Annotated in this window: 11 protein-coding genes; 7 read left to right on the top strand and 4 right to left on the bottom strand. The window is 68.6% G+C overall.

What is annotated here, in order from left to right; all coding sequences use genetic code 11:
• The first annotated feature begins 205 nt into the window (after positions 1 to 205).
• Complete coding sequence (gene ileS, locus ACFVJ5_RS34220) at positions 206 to 3,340, top strand: isoleucine--tRNA ligase (protein WP_379226648.1); 3,135 nt, start codon at positions 206 to 208, stop codon at positions 3,338 to 3,340.
• Between the two features lie 59 nt (positions 3,341 to 3,399).
• Here ileS and ACFVJ5_RS34225 read toward each other — a convergent pair whose 3' ends face one another.
• A complete protein-coding gene (locus tag ACFVJ5_RS34225) occupies positions 3,400 to 3,813 on the bottom strand; it encodes an organic hydroperoxide resistance protein (protein WP_379226649.1) in 414 nt (137 codons plus the stop codon).
• Between the two features lie 111 nt (positions 3,814 to 3,924).
• Between ACFVJ5_RS34225 and ACFVJ5_RS34230 the strand changes: the two genes are divergently transcribed.
• Positions 3,925 to 4,458: a TetR/AcrR family transcriptional regulator gene (locus ACFVJ5_RS34230; protein ID WP_379226651.1), complete on the top strand. Its 534-nt coding sequence runs from the start codon at positions 3,925 to 3,927 to the stop codon at positions 4,456 to 4,458.
• Between the two features lie 271 nt (positions 4,459 to 4,729).
• Positions 4,730 to 5,245, top strand: coding sequence for an NlpC/P60 family protein (locus tag ACFVJ5_RS34235; protein ID WP_379226653.1), 516 nt, complete (start codon positions 4,730 to 4,732; stop codon positions 5,243 to 5,245).
• On the opposite strand, the gene ACFVJ5_RS34240 is transcribed toward ACFVJ5_RS34235, so the two are convergent.
• Positions 5,242 to 6,123, bottom strand: coding sequence for a UTP--glucose-1-phosphate uridylyltransferase (locus tag ACFVJ5_RS34240; protein ID WP_379226655.1), 882 nt, complete (start codon positions 6,121 to 6,123; stop codon positions 5,242 to 5,244). The genes ACFVJ5_RS34235 and ACFVJ5_RS34240 overlap by 4 nt on opposite strands.
• 177 nt (positions 6,124 to 6,300) lie before the next feature.
• Here ACFVJ5_RS34240 and ACFVJ5_RS34245 point away from each other — a divergent pair, with 177 nt between their 5' ends.
• From ACFVJ5_RS34245 to ACFVJ5_RS34255, 3 genes are all read left to right on the top strand, one after another.
• Positions 6,301 to 7,599 (top strand): DNA polymerase IV, encoded by a 1,299-nt coding sequence (locus ACFVJ5_RS34245; protein WP_379226757.1) that lies wholly within the window; start codon positions 6,301 to 6,303, stop codon positions 7,597 to 7,599.
• A gap of 59 nt (positions 7,600 to 7,658) precedes the next feature.
• On the top strand, positions 7,659 to 8,156 hold the full coding sequence (locus ACFVJ5_RS34250; protein ID WP_379226657.1) for a hypothetical protein: 498 nt from the start codon (positions 7,659 to 7,661) through the stop codon (positions 8,154 to 8,156).
• A 105-nt stretch (positions 8,157 to 8,261) separates the two neighbouring features.
• Positions 8,262 to 11,501 (top strand): arabinosyltransferase domain-containing protein, encoded by a 3,240-nt coding sequence (locus ACFVJ5_RS34255; protein WP_379226658.1) that lies wholly within the window; start codon positions 8,262 to 8,264, stop codon positions 11,499 to 11,501.
• Between the two features lie 91 nt (positions 11,502 to 11,592).
• Here ACFVJ5_RS34255 and ACFVJ5_RS34260 read toward each other — a convergent pair whose 3' ends face one another.
• Both ACFVJ5_RS34260 and rarD read right to left on the bottom strand, forming a co-directional pair.
• On the bottom strand, positions 11,593 to 12,522 hold the full coding sequence (locus ACFVJ5_RS34260; RefSeq protein ID WP_379226660.1) for an ADP-ribosylglycohydrolase family protein: 930 nt from the start codon (positions 12,520 to 12,522) through the stop codon (positions 11,593 to 11,595).
• Between the two features lie 123 nt (positions 12,523 to 12,645).
• The gene (gene rarD / locus ACFVJ5_RS34265) at positions 12,646 to 13,563 is read right to left on the bottom strand and encodes an EamA family transporter RarD (protein WP_379226662.1); all 918 of its coding nucleotides are present in this window, start codon (positions 13,561 to 13,563) and stop codon (positions 12,646 to 12,648) included.
• Between the two features lie 34 nt (positions 13,564 to 13,597).
• Between rarD and ACFVJ5_RS34270 the strand changes: the two genes are divergently transcribed.
• Positions 13,598 to 16,021, top strand: coding sequence for a cation-translocating P-type ATPase (locus ACFVJ5_RS34270; RefSeq protein ID WP_379226664.1), 2,424 nt, complete (start codon positions 13,598 to 13,600; stop codon positions 16,019 to 16,021).
• The last annotated feature ends 64 nt before the right edge of the window (positions 16,022 to 16,085 follow it).

The raw sequence follows: 16,085 nt of genomic DNA on the forward strand, positions 1-16,085 counted from the left end.
GCCTTCGGAAGAACGGCGCACCTCAGCGCTCAGTAGAACCGAACGGGTGAGCCCGTCACAGCTCACACAACGAGAGGCCTGAACCCTTCGCAGGGAGTGGATCAGGCAAACGGGGTGGTACCGCGGTACGGCGCACCGGCGCCGACATCGTCCCCGTGCCCACATCTCGCGCTCACGGCGCGGCGGCACGAGGAGCAGATCCGCGATGGCGGACGAGACAACTACCGGTAGCGCATACCCCCGGGTCGATTTCGGCGCGGGTTCGGGCGCGACTTTCCCGGAGCTCGAAACCCAGGTGCTCGACTACTGGGCCCGCGACGACACCTTCCGCGCCAGCATCGACAACCGCGACGGTGAGGGTGAGTTCGTCTTCTACGACGGCCCGCCCTTCGCCAACGGCCTGCCGCACTACGGACACCTGCTGACCGGCTACGTCAAGGACCTGATCCCGCGCTTCCAGACCATGCGTGGCAAGAAGGTCGACCGCCGCTTCGGCTGGGACACCCACGGCCTGCCCGCCGAGATCGAAGCCGAGAAGCAGCTCGGCATCACCGACAAGGCCCAGATCGACGAGATGGGGCTGGCCGAGTTCAACGCCGCCTGTAAGTCGTCGGTGCTGCGCTACACCGGTGAGTGGCGCGACTACGTCACCCGCCAGGCGCGCTGGGTCGACTTCGACAACGACTACAAGACCCTCGACCTCGACTTCATGGAGTCGGTCATGTGGGCGTTCAAGTCGCTGCACGAGAAGGGTCTGATCTACCAGGGCTTCCGCGTGCTGCCCTACAGCTGGTACGAGCAGACGCCATTGTCGAACCAGGAGACCCGCCTCGACGACGCGTACAAGATGCGTCAGGACCCCGCGGTCACCGTCGACATGCGCCTGTCCGTCCCCGCCGAGCACCCCTTCGCCGCGCTGGACGGCGCGAACGCGCTGATCTGGACCACCACGCCGTGGACCCTGCCGTCCAACCTCGCGGTCGCGGTGCACCCCGACGTGCGCTACGTGCACGTGCGCGGCGCCGACGACAAGCGCTATCTGCTGGCCGCCGAACGTCTGTCGCACTACAGCCGCGAACTGGGCGAGGAGCCCGAGGTGCTCGGCGAGTACGACGGTGCGGCCCTGGCCGACCTGTCCTACGCCCCGCCGTTCGACTTCTTCGTCGGCCACCCGAACTCGCACCGCGTGCTCACCGCCGACTACGTCACCACCGACTCCGGCACCGGAATCGTCCACCTCGCACCGGCTTTCGGTGAAGAGGACATGGACGTGGCCACGGCCAACGGCATCGAGATCGTCCAACCGCTGGACCCGGCGGGCAAGTTCACCTCGATGGTGCCGCCGTACGAGGGTCTGATGGTCTTCGACGCCAACCCGGTGATCATCAAGGATCTCAAGGCCGCCGGAAAGCTGCTGCGGCACGAGACGATCGAGCACTCCTACCCGCACAGCTGGCGCTCCGGTCAGCCGCTGATCTACATGGCCGTGCCGTCCTGGTTCGTCGCGGTCACCAAGTTCCGCGACCGGATGGTGGAGCTGAACCAGCAGATCAGCTGGGTGCCCGAGCACATCCGCGACGGCCAGTTCGGCAAGTGGCTCGAAGGCGCGCGCGACTGGAACATCAGCCGAAACCGCTACTGGGGCAGCCCGATCCCGGTCTGGGTCTCCGACGACCAGGCCTACCCGCGCGTGGACGTCTACGGATCGCTGGACCAGCTCGAAGCCGACTTCGGCGTGCGCCCCACCGACCTGCACCGCCCGTACATCGACGACCTCACCCGGCCCAATCCCGATGACCCGACCGGGAATTCGACGATGCGCCGGGTCCCCGAGGTGCTCGACTGCTGGTTCGAGTCGGGCTCGATGCCCTACGCCCAGGTGCACTACCCGTTCGAGAACAAGGAGTGGTTCGACAGCCACTTCCCCGGCGATTTCATCGTCGAGTACAACGGGCAGACCCGTGGCTGGTTCTACACGCTGCACGTGCTCTCGACCGCGCTGTTCGACTCGCCGTCGTTCAAAACCGTGGCCGCGCACGGCATCGTGCTCGGTGACGACGGCCTGAAGATGTCGAAGTCGAAGGGCAACTACCCCGACGTCAACGAGGTCTTCGACCGCGACGGCTCCGACGCCATGCGCTGGTTCCTGATGAGCTCGCCCATCCTGCGTGGCGGCAACCTCATCGTCACCGAGCGCGGCATCCGCGAGGGCGTGAGCCATGCGATGCGGCCGCTGTGGAACGCGTGGACCTTCCTGCAGCTCTACGCCTCGAAGCCCGGTGTGTGGCGCACGGATTCGCCGAACGTGCTCGACCGCTACATCCTCGCCAAGCTCGCGGTCACCCGCGACGTGGTCACCGAGGCACTGGAGACCTACGACATCGCCGGTGCCGCCGACGAGCTGCGTGGGTTCGCCGACGCACTCACCAATTGGTATGTGCGCCGGTCGCGTTCGCGGTTCTGGTCCGAGGACCGCGACGCGGTCGACACCCTGCACACGGTGCTCGAGGTGGTCACCCGTCTTGCCGCGCCGCTGCTGCCGCTGATCACCGAGGTGATCTGGCGCGGTCTCACCGGCGAGCGTTCGGTGCACCTCACCGACTGGCCGACCGAGACCGAGCTGCCGCACGATCCCGAACTCGTCGCCGCCATGGACGAGGTGCGGGTCGTGTGCTCGACGGTGCTGAGCCTGCGCAAGGCGCAGAACCTGCGGGTGCGGCTGCCTCTGGCCGAGGTCACCATCGCCGCGGCCGATGCCGAGCGGCTCGCGCCGTTCACCGAGCTGATCGCCGACGAGGTCAACGTCAAGAAGGTCGACCTGACCACCGACGTCTCCGCGCACGGCCGGTTCGAGCTGGTCGTGAACGCGCGCGCCGCCGGTCCGCGCATCGGCAAGCAGGTCCAGACGGTGATCAAGGCCGTCAAGGCGGGGGAGTGGAGCGAGTCCGCCGACGGTGTCGTCACCGCCGCCGGAATCACCCTGCTGCCCGAGGAGTACACCCAGCGTCTGGTGGCCGCCGAACCCGAGTCCACCGCCGCCCTGCCCGGCAATGCCGGCCTGGTGGTGCTGAACTCGGTGGTCACCGAGGAGCTGGAGGCCGAGGGCTGGGCCCGCGACCTGATCCGCGACCTGCAGGAAACCCGCAAGTCGCAGGGTCTGGAGGTGTCCGACCGGATCAGTGTGGTGCTGGACGTGCCCGCCGAACGGGCCGAATGGGCCGCGACGCACCGCGACCTGATCGCCGGGGAAATCCTCGCCACCGCACTGACCTTCGGTGACGCCGGTGCCGATGCCGCCGAGATCACGGGCGGCGTGAAGGTGTCGGTCGCGAAGGTCTAGTACTTCGAGACAGCGAAAGGGCGGGACCTGCCGGTCCCGCCCTTTTCGCGTGAATGCGGTTACTCGACAACCAGTTCCACCGGGATGTTGCCCCGAGTGGCGTTGGAGTACGGGCACACCTGATGGGTCGCCTCGATGAGCTGCTGCCCCTGCTCGTTGTGCAGGTGCTCGGGCAGTTCCACCCGCAGCACGACCGAGAGTCCGAACCGGCCGCCCTCGAGCGGGTTCAGGCCGACTTCGGCGGTCACCGACGCGTCGTCGGCGTCCAGCTTCATCCGCTTGGAGACCAATTGCAGCGCACTGGCGAAACAGGCCGAATAGCCCGCCGCGAAGAGTTGCTCCGGGTTGGTGCCCGCGCCGTCGCCGCCCATCGCCTTGGGGCGGGCGAGCGTCAGATCGAGCACGCCGTCGTCGGTGTAGGAACGGCCGTCGCGGCCGACCGAGGTGGCTACTGCGGTGTAGATGGGTGCCATGGTGTCCTCCTAGACAGACTTGTCTGTTCGCTTGTGAACCTCAGGGTAGACAGACCTGTCTGGTATCGTCAAGAGGAAGCGCTGAATCTCGGAAAGGGCACAGGTCAGGCGATGAGTGCGGCTCGTGAACGTCTGCTCGATACGGCAACCCGGTTGTTCTATGCCGAGGGTGTCCACACGGTGGGCATCGACCGGATCATCGCCGAGGCCGGCATCGCCAAGGCCACGTTCTACCGGCACTTCAAGAGCAAAGACGACCTGGTAATCGCCTATTTGCAGCGCGAATACGCACGCCAGCGCGGCGCGCTGGAGTCGGTCGAAGGTGAAGGCTTCGCCGCGATCACCACCATCTTCGACGCACTCCGTGACATCAGTTGCGGGCCCGGCTTCCGCGGCTGCCCCTTCCTCAACGCCGCCGTCGAATTCACGGACCCGGAACACCCGGTCCGCCGCGTCGTCGACGACTACCGCACCTGGTTCCGTGAACTCATGGCCGAACACCTCCGCACCGGCGGTCATTCCGCCCCCGACGACGCGGCCCGCGCCCTGCTGCTCACCCGCGACGGCGTCACCATCAGCGGCGGCGTCGGCGACAACGACACCGTGCGCGCGGGCATCAAGGCGGCGATGACGCTCATTGCCTGAGCGTGTGCAAAAAGATGCTGGAAAGTTGCTGAATTTTGTGACATCGGCGAGCCCGTCCGGCACAATCGTGATGTTACTGCTGATGCGCATGGAACCGCTGAGGCGACAGTGACTGCTCGTGACGATTGTCCTGTGGAAACGGTGCCGCGTCGAGGATGACGATATCCCGGCGCGACACCGGATCAGTGGGTGGCTCACCCGGATCAGGCGATGCCGCCCGATAGCCGACCAGTCGGAAGCTCAGCTCCCGGCCGTGAGGAAGGGCGCGCACATGAAGCGAAAACTCCTGGGACGGTTGGCCTTCGGCTTCGTCGCCACCATCACCACGACCATCGTCCTGGCTGGACCGGCGTGGTCGCAGCCGGGCAGCTCGTCGGGCTCGGGGACGTCAGGGTCCTCGTCGGGGAGTTCCAGTGGCTCCGGCATGATTCCGCTGCCCAGCGCCACCGGCATCGGGGCACTCACCGCCGCCATGACCCAGCTCGGCAAACCCTACGAGTGGGGCGCCGTGGGCCCGCACTCCTGGGACTGCTCGGCGCTGGTCCAGTGGGCATTCCGGCAGGTCGGCGTCACCTTGCCACGCACCACGTGGGAGCAGGCGAAGGTCGGCCTCCCGGTGACCTTCGGCGGCCTGGCGCCCGGCGATGTCGTCATCCTCAACGGCGACGGCTCCCACGTCGGCATCTACGCGGGCATGGGCCAACTCCTCGACGCCCACGACTGGGGTGTCCCGGTCGGCCTGCACCCGTTGCGCGAATTCGACATCTTCGCGATTCGCCGGTTCTAGTTCTCGTCCACCAGCTGACGCAACAGCGGGCCGTAGTCGGGATGTGCCAGTGCCGAGGCGAACTGGGCCACCAGGTAGTCGGCCGGGTTGCCGGTGTCGTACCAGCGGCCCTGGATGACCTGGCCGTACACCGCGTGCTCGGCGGCGTAGTTGTTGATCGCGTCGGTCAGGTACACCTCGCCGGTCTGGTGGGTGTACCAGTTCTCGGTCTGGATGCGCAGCTCGTCGATGATGCCCGGCGTCACCACGTAGCCACCGATCGCCGCGAAGGCCGACGGCGCGTCTTCGGGCTTGGGCTTCTCCATCAGGCCGGAGATGCGCAGCAGCCCGTCGTCGAGGTCCTCGCGCACCACCGGCACGCCGTAGCGCTGCGATTCACCCGGCGACATGGGCAGCAGCGCCAACACCGGGCACCCGGTGGATTCGTAGGCGGTGATCAGCTGCTGCGCGCGCGGTACCTCGGCGACGAACACGTCGTCGGGCCACAGCACCAGCATCGGCTCGTCGCCCAGATGACGTGCGGCGTTGAGCACCGGCGTGCCGTTGCCGTACGGGCCGTGCTGGTCGAGGTAGGTGATGTGGCCCTCGCGAGAGAGCTCCCCGACCTCCTCCACGGCGTCGGCGTAGGCGGACTTGCCGTCGGCGCGTAGCTGCGCGACCAGCGCCGGATTCGGCCGGAAGTGATCCTGGATCAACGACTTGCCGCTGCTCACGACGATGGTGATGTCGGTGATCCCGGAGGCCACCAGCTCACGCACGGTGTGCTCGATGACCGGTTTGTCCCCGACCGGCAGCATCTCCTTCGGCGTCGCCTTGGTCAGCGGAAGCAGCCGGGAGCCGATTCCCGCCGCCGGAATGACAGCCTTGCGGATCTTCATCTCCCGATCATCACATATTCGGCTGTGTGATCGGTGTGCGACGGCTGGCAACGGGCTCGAGGAATTGTCGGTGACCCGGCGTAGATTGCGCTCGTGAGCACTCACACTCCTGCCGCCGGGGCTCCGGCCAGGCCAGATGCGGCGGTCACCGCCCGTCGCTGGGTGCTGCACATCGATATGGATGCCTTCTTCGCCTCGGTAGAACAATTGACAAGACCCACGCTGCGCGGCCGTCCGGTCCTCGTCGGTGGGGCGAGTCAGCGCGGCGTCGTCGCGGGGGCCAGCTACGAGGCTCGGGTCTACGGCGCGCGCTCGGCCATGCCGATGCACCAGGCCCGGCGGCTGATCGGCGTGTCGGCGGTGGTCGTCCCGCCGCGTGGCGCGCTGTACTCGGTGCTGAGCGGGCAGGTGTTCGACGCGTTGCGCAGCTGCGTCCCGGTGCTGGAGACGCTGTCGTTCGACGAGGCCTTCGCCGAACCGGCCGAGTTGGCCGGCGCGAGCGTCGCGCAGGTCGAGGACTATTGCGCGATGCTGCGCGCGCTCGTCCGAGCGCAGACCGGGCTCACCGCCTCGATCGGCGCGGCGACCGGGAAACAACTCGCCAAGATCGGCTCCGGTCTCGCCAAGCCCGATGGGATGCGGGTCATCTCGCCCTCGGAGCAGGGTGAGCTGCTCGCCTCGCTGCCGGTGCGCAAGCTGTGGGGGATCGGTCCGGTGGCCGAGTCCAGGCTGCGCAGCCTCGGCATCGAGACGGTCGGCGCGTTCGCCGCGCTGCCGGAATCGGAGGCCGTCTCGACCCTCGGCGGCAGCATGGGCGCCGCCCTGCACCGGCTCGCGCGCGGGATCGACGACCGCCCGGTCACCGAACGGGCCGAGGCCAAGCAGATCAGCGCCGAGAACACCTACGAGCGCGACATCGTCACGATGGCCGACCTGCGCGCCGCCGTCACCGCGATGGCCGCGTCGGCGCATCGCAGGCTCGAACGCGACGGCCGTGCCGCCCGCACCGTGGTCCTCAAACTCAAGAAGTCCGATATGGGCATCGTGACCAGGTCCTTCACCCTGCCGTACGCCACCGCCGACCTGACCACCCTGGCCGCCGCCGCGCAGCGTTCGGCGATCGATCCCGCGGAGCTGGGCCCGATCCGGCTCGTCGGTGTCGGTTACGGGGGATTGTCGCTGGTGCGCCAGGAATCGCTGTTCCCCGAACTGGATCAGGCGGTGCCCGCCGATCTCGGAACCGTCGAGGATCCGCCGCCGCCGTCACCGGAGGAGCCGAATCTGCCTGCGGGACTGTGGTTTCCGGGAATGGATGTGCATCACCCGGAATTCGGGCACGGCTGGGTGCAGGGCGCCGGCTACGGCGTGGTGACCGTGCGTTTCGAGACCAGCTCGACAGGTCCCGGTGCGGCGCGTACCTTTCCAGCCGACGACACGGGGCTGGCACGGGCCGATCCGCTGGCCAGTCTCGCGTGAAGAGTAGCCTCGGCTACCGCGATGGAATCACTCCCACCTCGAACGCAAAGGACGAGCAGTTGAAGCTTCGTACGACCGGACGTGTAGCGATCGCCGGACTGGCCGTGGTCGCCGCCCTCGGCCTGAGCGCGTGCAGCGACGACAAGGGTGACAAGCCCGCTGCCAAAGCCACCACCAGCGCGAAGGCTTCGGCTTCGGCGGCTGCGGACCTGCCCCCCGTGCCGACCGTGGAACAGCTCAACCAGCAGCTCACCACCGCGTTGGATCCGGCGGTCCCCAACGACCAGAAGCTGGACTTCGTGCAGGGCGGCGAGGCCGACCCCGAGCTGCCGAACCGCTTGGCCCAGGCCGCCTCGGACGCCAATGTCCAGGTGCAGGTCACCGAGGTGACCTCCTTCGGTGACAGCGTCAACGCCAAGGCCAACTTCACGGTCAACGGTCAGACCAACGTCGTCGACGTGCCGTTCGTGGCCGAAGACGGCAAGTGGAAGGTCCAGAAGTCGTGGGCCTGCGGCATGATGACCAACCTGGGTCAGACCTCGGTCGCCTGCCCCTGATCTGCCACGCTCGAGCCCCGTTCGGATGTTTCCGGGCGGGGCTTTCGCGTGTGAGTCGCGACGGTGTTTCGCCCCCCGTCGGTGGCGCGGCTACTATCGGGCCCCGTGGTAGAGACGATCGTGCGGCAGGGGCATCCGCCCAAGGATGTGTCGGAGCCGGCGCGACGTGATCGCCCCGGGTGGGCGCGCGTCGTCGCGATCGTCGCGGGACTGATCGGCATTCTCAGTGCCGCGGTGATCCCCTTCCTGCCCGTGCGGGTCGACGCCGCGACGGTGTCCTGGCCCCAGCAGGGGTCGCCCGCCGCGGTGGAATCGCCGCTCGTCGCCTACGCGCCCGCCGCCCTCTCGGCGACGGTGCCGTGTGCCGCGCTGAGTTCGCTGGCCGCGACCGGCGGTGTCGCGGTCTCGACCGTGCCGCGGCAATCGGCCGATATGGAGAAGTACGGCTTCGTCGTGAAGGTGGTCGCCGATACCGCCGAACGCCCCGGCCGGGTGGACGTGGTCTCGCGCTCGACCCTGGTGTGGACGGCTCCGCTCGCCGACGTGCTCGACCGCTCCTGCGCACTGACGATCGCGATCACTCCGCAGGAATCCACGGTCACCACAACAGGTCTCGGGGCGGGTGCGGCCGTGGCCGCCGATCTGCGTCCCCAGGTCGTCGGCGTGTTCAGTGAGCTCACCGGTGCCGCCCCCGCGGATCTCGCGGTGCGCGTCGACGTCGACGCCCGCTACACGTCGTCCCCGACCTGGCTCAAACTGGCCGCCATCGTGCTGTGCCTGCTGGCCACCGCGGTGTCGCTGTTCGCCCTGCACCGCCTCGACGCCCTCGACGGCCGCTCCGCGCGCCGATTCCTGCCGCAACGCTGGTGGCGGCTGCGCCCGGTCGACTGGCTGGTGTTCTCGGTGCTGCTCGTGTGGCATTTCATCGGCGCCAACACCTCCGATGACGGCTACATCCTCGGAATGGCGAGGGGTGCGCGCAGTTCGGGCAACATGTCCAACTACTACCGCTGGTTCAGCGTCGACGAGGGCCCGTTCTACACCCCGTACGTCGACATCATCGGCTGGCTCACCCACATCTCCGCGGTCAGCCCGCTGGTCCGGCTGCCCGCCCTCGCTGCGGGCGTGCTGACCTGGTGGTTGATCAGCCGCGAAGTACTGCCCCGCCTCGGCGTCGCGGTGCGCCGCGAACGCGTCGCCACCTGGACCGCCGCCTTCGTCTTCCTGGCCTTCTGGCTGCCCTACAACAACGGGCTGCGCGCGGAATTCGTGGTCGCGCTGGGTGTTCTGGTCACCTGGGTATCGGTCGAACGAGCGATCGCGACCCGGCGACTCGTGCCGTTCGCCGTCGCGGTGATCGTGGCCGCGTTCACCCTCACCGGCGCACCGTCGGGCCTGATCTGCCTCGGCGCGCTGGTGGCCGGTGCGCGGGTCGTCACCGCGATGATCGTGACGCGGTCGAAGTCGGTGGGCTACCTCGCGCAACTGCTGCCGATCCTGGCCGCGGGCACGGTGGTGCTCACCGTCGTCTTCGCCGACCGGACCTTCGCCGGGGTGCGGGAGATGTTCGCCGTGCACAGCGTGATCGGGCCGGGGGAGTCCTGGTTCTTCGAGTTCCTGCGCTACCAATATCTTCTTCAGCTCAATGCCGACGGCTGGCTGACCAGGCGATTCGGCGTCTTCGCGATGCTGATCGGCCTGATCGTGTGCACTGCTGTCATGCTGCGGCGCGGCGGCCACATTCCCGGCACCGCGGTCGGCCCGGTGCGGCGCATGCTCGGCATCACCCTCGCCGCCATGGTGCTGATGATGTTCTCGCCCACCAAGTGGACCCACCAGTTCGGTGTGTTCGCGGGCCTGGCCACCTGTGTCGCCGCGGTGACGGCGGTCGCGGTGAGCGCGAACGTCCTGCGGCCGATGCGCAATCGCGCGCTGTTCGCCGCCGGTGTCTTCTTCACTCTCGCCATGACCTGGGTCGGCGCCAACGGCTACTGGTACGTCTCCTCGTGGGGGGTCCCGTGGTGGGACAAGCCGCCGACCGTCGCCGGTTACGGCGTCTCGACCGTGTTCGTCGGTCTGACCCTGCTGGCGCTCGCCGCGGCAGCATGGTTCCACGTACACCCGAATCTGAACCCGAAGGCCGAGGTCGGCCGGTTCGCGGGGACGCCCGTTCTCGCTGTCGCCGCCGCGATGATGGTGCTGTTCGAGGTCGCCTCCTTCGCCAAGGCCACCGTCGCCCAGTACCCCGCGTACTCCCTCGCCGGCTCCAACCTCTCCGCGGCCTTCGCCGGTGGGTGTGGGATGGCCGACGAGGTGCTCGTCGAAACCGACCCGAACGCCTCGATGCTCGCGCCGCTGTCCGGCGACGTGACCAGCACGATGAACGGCACCGACTCGACCGGCTTCCGGGCCGACGGTGTCGCGCCGGTCCTCACCTCCGACGAGGTGGAATCGACCACCGGCCAAGCGAATTCGGTGTCCGACGACCCCGACAAGCTGCGCGACGCCTCCACCTCGGCGGGCTCGGAGTCCCGCCAGGGCTCGTTGCAACTGCCGTTCGGTCTCGACCCCGCGACCACCCCGGTTCTCGGTAGCTACCGCCCCGGTGACCAGGAGCCCGCCGCGCTGACCACGGGCTGGTTCCGGCTTCCGGACGGCCCGCGCGGCCCGCTGCTCGCGATGTCGGTGGCAGGCCGGATCCGCTCGGTCGACGCCGACGGGATCGTCCACCCCGGCCAGGAACTGGCCGTCGAATACGGCACCGCCGCGGCCGACGGCGCCGTCACCGTGACCGGTCGGATCGCGCCGACCGATATCGGCCCGGCGCCGATGTGGCGCAATCTGCGCATCCCGATGGATCAGCTGCCGTCCGAGACGAGCGTTGTCCGCTTGGTCGCCGCCGACAAGGATCTCGGCCCCGACCAGTGGCTCGCGGTCACCCCGCCGCGCATGCCGCAGACCACCACGCTCAGCGCGCTGGTCGGCCGTGACGCGCCGGTGCTGCTGGATTGGGCTGTGGGACTGCACTTCCCGTGCCAGAACCAGATGCCCACCTACAACGGCATCGCCGAGCTCCCCGAATACCGCATCCTGCCCGACCGCAACGGCGCCACCATCACCAACCTGTGGCAGGGCCACGACGGTGGTGGCCCGCTCGGCTGGACCCAGCTCCTGTTCACCGCCCGCACCCTGCCGACGTACCTGAACAACGACTGGGACAGGGACTGGGGCTCCCTCGAGCAGTACCTGCCCCTCGACGCCACCGCCGGCCCCGCGAAGGTCACCGTCGACTCCGAAAACCGTTGGGGCACCTGGACCCCCGGTCCGGTCATCACCGCCTGGTAGCCGATGCCGGTGGACGTTCGATCACCGCGCTGTCAGGTCAGCGTCGCCGAGTGCGGGACGCCACCACAGCGTGGTGATCGGCTGCCCGGCGTCAGCGGGAGTTGGTGGCGATCCGCTGGGCCAGATCGGGAAGGTCGGCGCCGGTGAGGCCGGGGTAGCCGTGGAGGAGGCCGCGCCAGCGGGCGGGGACGGCCGAGGCGCCCCAGCGGGCGCCGAGGAGGCCGCCCGCGATGGCCGCGGTGGTGTCGGTGTCGTTTCCGGCGCGGACACACATCTGCAAGGCGAGCGGAAGGTGTTCGGGCGTCGACTGATCGGTGCTCGTGATCGCCCACCACGCGGTCTGGAGGGCGTGCACGACCCAGCCGTTGTTCGGGAAGTCGGCGGGCGTGCCCTTCTCCGCTTCGTCGAGCCGGTCGGTCCAATACGCGGATTGCGGTGAGACGCTCACGTATTCGCGAACCCCGTCGAAATCGGCGTTCAGGACGGCATGGCGGATCGCGTAGGTCCACAGCTTGCACGCCTCGACAGCGTTCTCGTCGTAGTGCGTGAGCAGCCCGACCCGGCCCGCCGCCGCGACACATTCGGCGGCATCGTCGAGATAGGCCAGCGCGACCGGCGCGGTCCGCATCAGCGAGCCGTTGCCGCCGGTTCGGCCGGTGAGCGACATCGCCACGGCCTGCATGTCCAGCGCGGAGGAAGGCCTGGCGGACAACACGTTTCGCGTCTGGTTCCCGATGTCCGGCGGCTTCGAGTCGTACCAGGAGACGAATCCGGCCGCGACCGCGTCGAGATCGATTCCCGGCCCACTGGCGGCGGCTACCGCCACGGCGACGGCCATCGACGTATCGTCGGTCCACTCGCCCGGCGCCCAGTCGAATACCCCGCCGCCGATCATGTCGATCACCGTGTCCGGTCCCGGATGAGTGAACTCGTAGCCTGCCCCCAGCGCATCACCGGCGGCGGTACCGACCAGCACGCCGGCGACCCGATCCGAGTACCCCGCGTCGTGCACAGAATCCACCCCTTTCGGGTGTGCCCGCTATCCGATTGCCCGATTGACAAGCCTACCGGTCGGCTTGTGATCCACCGGCGATTCACACCGGTGTGACACCGAATCGAGCTTCCGGTGTGACACCGAATCGGGCTAGTGCGTGGTCGCGTCCGCCGTCTCGGCCACCGAGAGCTGCCTGGTGCGGCGCGCCCGCAGCAGGGCATCGGCGGTGAACACCGCCAGCGCCGTCCAGATCAGGGCGAATCCGGCCCAGCGCGACACGGGCATGGGTTCGTGCATGACCGCCACGCCCCAGGCCATCTGCAGGGCAGGGGTGAGGTATTGCAGGATGCCCATGGTCGAGAGCGGGACCCGCTTGGCCGCGACGGCGAACAGCAGCAGCGGCAGCAGCGTGACCGGCCCGGTGGCCAGCATGAGACCGAAATGGGCGGGGCTGGAGGTCATCTCACTGCGGCCGGTGGCCATCAAGACGATCAGAAAGGCCAGCGCGAACGGCACGGCGACAATGCCCTCGGCCGCGATGCCGGGGAGCGCGTCGAGCCGGATCACTTTCTTCACCAGCCCGTAGGTGGCGAACGAGCAGGCCAGGATCAGCGCGATCACCGGCGGCCTGCCGTAGTCGACGGTCAGCACCACCACCGCCAGCGCGCCCAGCCCCAACGCCACCCACTGCGCCCTGGTGAGCCGCTCCCGGAACAGCAACACGCCGATGGCGACGGTGACCAGCGGATTGATGAAGTAGCCGAGCGCGCATTCGACGATGTGCCCGGTGGTGACGCCGAAGACGTACACGCCCCAGTTCAGCGACAACGCCGCCGAGGCCGCGGCCGCCAGGCGCCAGGTCCTGGCGTCGATCCCGCGCAGGTTGCCCAGCCGCCCCGTCAGCGTGAGTACGAGCAGCACCACGACCAGCGTCCACACGATCCGCTGCGCCACCACTTCGGCGGGCGAGGCGAACGACAACAGCCCGAAGAAGGCGGCGAACGAACCCCAGATGAGGTAGGCCCCCGCCCCGAAAACGACACCGGGCGGGGATGAGCTGCGCTGCATTCATCCCATGTTACGACCGGCTAATCTGGCGAGCATGTCCATTTCCGTGCAGGAACCGGCGGCTGCCGGGCTCACCGCCGCACAGGTCGACGAGCGCCGCCGCGACGGGCGCACCAACGACGTCCCCGCCAGGGCGAGCCGGTCGGTCGGCGAGATCGTCCGCGCGAATGTCTTCACCCGCATCAACGCCATTCTCGGTGTGCTGTTCCTGCTGGTGCTGTCGACGGGCTCGATCATCGACGGCATGTTCGGGCTGCTCATCGTGGCCAACAGCGCGGTGGGCATCATCCAGGAGGTCAGGGCCAAGCGGACCCTGGACGAGCTGGCGATCGTCAGCCAGGCCAAGCCGACGGTGCGCCGCGACGGCGTCGCCCAGCAGATCGCGCCCGGCGAGGTGGTGCTCGACGATCTGATCGAGCTCGGCCCCGGCGACCAGATCGTGGTCGACGGTGAGGTCGAGGAGGCCGCCGCGCTCGAGATCGACGAATCGCTGCTGACCGGCGAGGCCGACCCGATCGACAAGGGCGTCGGCGCGCCGGTGATGTCGGGCAGTTTCGTGGTGTCGGGTTCGGGCGCCTACCGCGCCACCAAGGTCGGCAAGGACGCCTACGCGGCGAAACTGGCCGAGGAGGCCAGCAAGTTCACGCTGGTGCACTCCGAATTGCGTTCGGGCATCGACAAGATCCTGAAGTTCATCACCTACCTGCTCATTCCCGCCGGCCTGCTCAGCATCTACAACCAGCTGGTCTCGAGCGGGGAATCGTGGCGCCCGGCCGTCACCGGCATGGTCGCGGCACTGGTGCCGATGGTCCCTGAGGGCCTGGTCCTGATGACGTCGATCGCCTTCGCGGTCGGTGTGGTCCGCCTGGGTAAACGCCAGTGCCTGGTGCAGGAATTGCCCGCGATCGAGGGGCTGGCCAGGGTCGACGTGGTGTGCGCCGACAAGACCGGCACCCTCACCGAGAACGGCATGCGCCTGGCGCAGGTCGAACCGCTCGGCGCGTTCGACGAGGCGCAGGTGAAGGCCGTGCTGGCCGCGCTCGCGAGCGACGATCCGCGCCCCAATGCCAGCGTCCAGGCCATCGCCGAAGCGTTGCCCGACTCGCCCGGCTGGTCGCAGACCGCCGTCGCGCCCTTCTCCTCGGCCAAGAAGTGGAGCGGCATTTCCTATGGCGACCACGGTGATTGGCTGCTCGGCGCCGCCGACGTTCTGCTCGACTCCGCCTCCGACGACGCCGCCCACGCCGAGCAGCTCGGCTCGTCGGGCCTGCGCGTGCTGCTGCTGGCGCGCAGCGACCGCTCGGTCGACGCCGACGACGCACCTGGCCGGGTCGAGCCCGCCGCGCTGGTGGTGCTCGAACAGAAGGTGCGGCCCGATGCCAAGGCGACACTGGAATACTTCGCGAGCCAGCAGGTCTCGATCAAGGTGATCTCCGGCGACAACGCCGTCTCGGTCGGCGCGGTCGCCTCCTCGCTCGACCTGCCCGGCGGTGACCACGCCGTCGACGCGCGCACCCTGCCCGACGATCCGGCCGCGCTCGCCGACGTGCTCGATCACGAAACCACGTTCGGCCGTGTGCGTCCCGACCAGAAGCGCGCCATGGTCGGTGCTCTGCAATCGCGTGGGCACACCGTCGCCATGACCGGTGACGGCGTCAACGACGTGCTGGCGCTCAAGGACGCCGATATCGGTGTCGCGATGGGCGCAGGCAGCCCGGCCACCCGCGCGGTGGCGCAGATCGTGTTGCTGGACAACAAGTTCGCGACCCTGCCCTTCGTGGTGGGGGAGGGGCGCCGGGTGATCGGCAATATCGAACGCGTGTCGAACCTGTTCCTCACCAAGACCGTGTACTCGGTGCTGCTGGCCTTCCTCGTCGGCATCGCCGGGGTGGGCTCGCAGATCTTCGGTTACGACCCCATCGGGTATCCGTTCCTGCCACGCCACGTCACCATCGCGGCCTGGTTCACCATCGGCATCCCCGCGTTCGTGCTCTCGCTCGCGCCCAACAACGAGCGCGCCCGCACCGGCTTCGTCGGCCGGGTGATGCGCCTGGCCGTGCCCTCGGGCGTGGTGATCGGCGTGGCGACGTTCGTGGCCTACCTCATCGCCTACGCCGGACCGGAAGCCACGGAAACGCAGAAGGTGCAGGCGGGCACCACCGCGTTGATCACGCTGATCATGATCGCGGTGTGGGTGCTGGTACTGGTCGCGCGGCCGTACGTGTGGTGGAAGGTGGTGCTGATCGCGGTGTCCGTGCTGGCCTATGTCGCGCTGTTCACGATCCCGTTCACCCGCGAGTTCTTCAAACTCGACCCGTCCAACCCGCGTCTGACGCTGGCGGCGGTGGTCTGCGGTGTGATCGGCATCGTGCTGGTCGAGCTGGCATGGTGGGTGCAGGCGCGGCGCTCGGGCGGCGCGGGCAAGCTCTTTCCCCCGGTGGGCGCGCAGGGGGCGTGACCGACCGCTGACTCGGGGTCGGGTGGTTTCGAGAACCCTTGTGCCGGGCGAACATTCGGTGTTG

Source organism: Nocardia sp. NPDC127606 (assembly GCF_042671725.1).
Lineage (GTDB): Bacteria > Actinomycetota > Actinomycetes > Mycobacteriales > Mycobacteriaceae > Nocardia.

Bases quoted from the DNA above. Each gene is read 5' to 3' on its own strand.
- ileS (WP_379226648.1), top strand. From the start codon at position 206: ATGGCGGACGAGACAACTACCGGTAGCGCATACCCCCGGGTCGATTTC.
- ACFVJ5_RS34225 (WP_379226649.1), bottom strand. From the start codon at position 3,813: ATGGCACCCATCTACACCGCAGTAGCCACCTCGGTCGGCCGCGACGGC.
- ACFVJ5_RS34230 (WP_379226651.1), top strand. From the start codon at position 3,925: ATGAGTGCGGCTCGTGAACGTCTGCTCGATACGGCAACCCGGTTGTTC.
- ACFVJ5_RS34235 (WP_379226653.1), top strand. From the start codon at position 4,730: ATGAAGCGAAAACTCCTGGGACGGTTGGCCTTCGGCTTCGTCGCCACC.
- ACFVJ5_RS34240 (WP_379226655.1), bottom strand. From the start codon at position 6,123: ATGAAGATCCGCAAGGCTGTCATTCCGGCGGCGGGAATCGGCTCCCGG.
- ACFVJ5_RS34245 (WP_379226757.1), top strand. From the start codon at position 6,301: ATGGATGCCTTCTTCGCCTCGGTAGAACAATTGACAAGACCCACGCTG.
- rarD (WP_379226662.1), bottom strand. From the start codon at position 13,563: ATGCAGCGCAGCTCATCCCCGCCCGGTGTCGTTTTCGGGGCGGGGGCC.
- ACFVJ5_RS34270 (WP_379226664.1), top strand. From the start codon at position 13,598: ATGTCCATTTCCGTGCAGGAACCGGCGGCTGCCGGGCTCACCGCCGCA.